This window comes from Vibrio genomosp. F10 str. 9ZD137, assembly GCF_049974785.1.
In the GTDB taxonomy this organism is placed as follows: Bacteria; Pseudomonadota; Gammaproteobacteria; order Enterobacterales; family Vibrionaceae; genus Vibrio.
Genome location: NZ_JBNGCJ010000890.1, coordinates 1 through 3,674, shown reverse-complemented (window position 1 = coordinate 3,674; position 3,674 = coordinate 1). Strand labels below are relative to the sequence as shown.

3 protein-coding genes are annotated in these 3,674 nt (G+C 41.9%); all 3 read left to right on the top strand.

What is annotated here, in order from left to right:
- Positions 1-221: 221 nt before the first annotated feature.
- Positions 222-1,544 (top strand): anaerobic sulfatase maturase, encoded by a 1,323-nt coding sequence (locus ACP45E_RS19860; protein WP_026026596.1) that lies wholly within the window; start codon positions 222-224, stop codon positions 1,542-1,544.
- Positions 1,545-1,555: 11 nt separating this feature from the next.
- Positions 1,556-2,620 carry a hypothetical protein gene (locus ACP45E_RS19855; protein WP_017037854.1) on the top strand — a complete coding sequence of 355 codons (1,065 nt, stop codon included), beginning with the start codon at positions 1,556-1,558 and terminating at the stop codon, positions 2,618-2,620.
- Between the two features lie 605 nt (positions 2,621-3,225).
- The coding region (locus ACP45E_RS19850) for an ABC transporter substrate-binding protein (protein WP_241824354.1) at positions 3,226-3,674 on the top strand (449 nt) is incomplete at its 3' end.

Sequence of the window (3,674 nt, the reverse complement as noted above, 5' to 3'; positions counted from 1 at the left end):
CGGCACGCTGGCACAACCACTCATTAGTAGTGTGAATGTTATGCCGCCAATAGCTTTTAAGTGATTGTAATTAAATGTTTTCATTGGTTGCCTTAAAAATACAGAAGAGAACGTTATTGTAGCGTTTTCGGTCATGACAAATGGTTATAAAGGGTATAACAGGCGACAAATATTAATCAGGTTTATGATTGCTGTAAGACATTAAGATAGGTAAATAAACAATGCATATTACTCAAGGTCCTCAATATAACGGCAAGGCTTCAAAACGATTACATGTCATGGCTAAACCGATCGGTGCTGTTTGTAATATTGACTGCACATATTGTTATTATCTAAGTAAGCAGGACCTATTGGAGTATAAGAAAGGGTGCTCTCCTAAAATGGATGAAGCCATGTTAGAGAGCTATATCCAGAATTATATTAATGCGCAAAATACACCCGAGATCATCTTTTCATGGCAGGGTGGTGAGCCGACCATGCTTGGTCTGGAATACTTTCAGAAGATTGTTGAGTTTCAGAAAAAATACCAGCCTGATGGTGTTAAAATATCGAATGACTTACAAACCAACGGTATCTTGCTGAATGATAAATGGTGTGAGTTTTTAGCAAAGAATCACTTTCTTGTAGGTCTGAGTATCGACGGCCCAGAGATGCTTCACAATACTTATAGAACCAATAAAGCGGGCAAAGGTACGTTCAAGCAAGTGATGGCGGCGGTTGAATTGCTGCACAAGCATAAAGTGAGCTTTGCGACGTTAACATGCGTCAATAACCTAACCAGTCAAAATGCACTTGAGGTGTACCGCTTCTTGCGAGATGAAGTGAAGTCTCCTCAGATGCAATTCATCCCCATTGTTGAACAAAAGACTTTCCGTGATACTGCTCCGCAAAAGTGGCAGCCTAATGACCAACCTAAGCAAGGGGATAAAAGACTCATCCCAGGAAGCAAAGACTCTGTTGTTGAATCGTGGTGTGTCTCTGATCTGGCTTGGGGTAATTTCTTGATTACCATTTTTGATGAGTGGGCGCGTAAAGACATAGGTAACGTTTTTATTCAATATTTTGAAGCAAGCATTGAAACGTGGATGGGGCGCAGAAATCCGCTTTGTACGTTAAGTGACTTATGCGGGAAAGGACTTGCAATGGAACCCAATGGCGATGTATTCAGTTGTGATCATTATGTCTATCCAGAGTACAAAATCGGTAATATACATCATCAGAAATTGGATGATATGGCTTATGGCCCAGAGCAGCAGAAATTTGGCTTCGCGAAAACACGCACATTAACGACGCAGTGTCAGGCGTGTGATTACCAGTTTGCTTGCCACGGAGAGTGTCCAAAAAATCGTTTCATTCGCACTAAATCTGGCGAGCCAGGACTCAACTATTTATGCGCGGGGTGGTATAAGTTTTTCTCGCATGTTGATAAGTCTATTGCTTACATACTTCGAGCAACGAAACACCCAGTAGCCCACGGGAAATACAGTGATGCCGTATTGCGCGAACAAATGAAAAAACGTGTTGGCTTTGAAACTAAATTTTAAGGATTAACATCATGAAAACATCAATGATATTAGCCATGTCAATGCTGATGCTCAATACCGCCAATGCCAGTGGCCTAGAAACGAATAGCCTAAAAACGAACAGCGTAAATGGTCAGGGGGCTTTGTTAAGTCCTCAAACTGAGCCGATGCAAGCACAGCGAAGCCTACCGAATGATCCGATGTCTCAATGGTCTTATCAAGCGCAAGATATTACGGAAACAGAAGAGGTCAGGGTTTCGGCGCTGAGATCTCTTAGTGCATCGCCCAGTCAAAACGGATTAGTTGCGGTTTCCCGTGGATTAAAAGATGCCAGTTCTGCGATCCGGGAAGCCGCGATCGTCGGAGCGGAACCTTATCCTTTAGAATATCGTTGGCGTTTGGTGTCTCCACTTTTATCCGATGACAGTAAGCAAGTGCGTATGACTGCTGCAGCTAGCCTACTCAAAGATAGAGGGACTCTCGATGCGGCTAGTCAACAACAACTCATAGACCCGGCTACCGAATTAATCGGACACTTAAAAGAGCAGGCCGATGATGACTCTAGGTTACTGCTAGCGGATGTGTATCGCTGGACTGAGCAGTATGAATTGGCCGAAGCGCAGTATTTACAATCGAAACAAGCCGTATCGAATAACCCACAAGTGTGGTTAAGCCTTGCGGATAACTACCGTGCACAGGGGATGGATGAAAAAGCGATTGATACGCTTAACCAAGCGATAGAAGCACTGCCAAGTAATGCCCATTTTCACTTTGCCAAGTCACTCACTTTGGTTCGTTTAGAGGATAAAGCGGAAGCGGCAAAAGAGAGTGAAATTGCAGCAACGTTGGCAAAGACTAATAGTTACTACTGGTATGTACACGGTGTGTTACAAGAAGCGTTTAATATCGATGAAGCGACAACGGCGTTTGAAACGGCTTACTTGATTTCAGGAGGGCCAGAACATCTTTATGCAGTGTGTGATATCTACGTGCGCAATGGCAATGAAAAGACGGATGAGTGCATGGTTGAACTTGCAAAAATAGCGCCTTCAGAGGTCATTGACCAGTTAAATAACAAAAAAGCGCAGTCGCTATAAAATCTTCCAATACGGTTAAGCTCTAAATGATTTAAAAATCCCAAATAGTGACTAATTTGGGGTTTTTTTTGTTTTTTACAACAGAGAAAAGCAATGTATGAACATATCAATTCGTTTCCTTTGCATCACTATGCAATTTTGTGCAAAGCTTGATTTATCTAGTAGAAATCAAGTGTGGCGAGTTAGGGTGATAGTCTTCACAAATTGACACGGGGTATTGGTGAATTGTCACTTAGTGTTAGATCAACCCACATCCAAATGTTAAATTATTTCAAGATTTCTAGCATAAGATGCTGTCAAAATGTATCAGGTTGGAATTTTCGGTACCATAGTCTATCAACTAAGTCGTTTCTATATAAAATCACTGTCAGCCTCTAAAATGATAGTTTTTTTAACTGCCATCTATCGCTAATAGAAGAATTATACGTTTTTCTGATGTCAATTAATGGTAAATCGCTTCGATGATTGTTACTGTGTGCCACAATCTTTGTAAGGTTTTAGATTTTTATGCTCATTTTATGTGCAAAATAAATCTAAATCACTACCTAAACAGGGGTTCTTACAAGGAAGTCATGGATGCAACATAAAAACTTGGAGTTTAATGCATGTACAAGAATAAAATCACTCGTGCGCTTTTCATTAGTGCGGGCCTTTCTCTAGCGCTTACTGGTTGTGGCGATAAGCCAGAAGAAAAACAAGCAGCTACACCAGCAACCCTTCCTGAAGTTACCGAATCAACCCTTGCTGATGTGCAAGAGATCGTTCGTGGTAACGGTGCAGAAGTAGCGACAATTGACCCACACAAATCACAGGGTGTTTCTGAATCTCACGTTATTCGTGATCTTCTTGAAGGTCTGGTAAACCAAGATGCTGACGGTAATACCATTCCTGGCATTGCTGAAACTTGGGAAACCACAGACAACAAAACATTCACATTTAACCTACGTAAAGATGCCGTATGGTCAAATGGCGATCCGGTAACCGCTCAAGACTTCGTATACAGCTGGCAGCGTGCCGTTGATCCAAATACCGCTTCTCCATACGCTTGGTACAT

What these genes read in the sequence shown, in the direction of transcription:
- ACP45E_RS19860 (WP_026026596.1), top strand. Translation starts at nt 222, where the DNA reads ATGCATATTACTCAAGGTCCTCAATATAACGGCAAGGCTTCAAAACGA.
- ACP45E_RS19855 (WP_017037854.1), top strand. Translation starts at nt 1,556, where the DNA reads ATGAAAACATCAATGATATTAGCCATGTCAATGCTGATGCTCAATACC.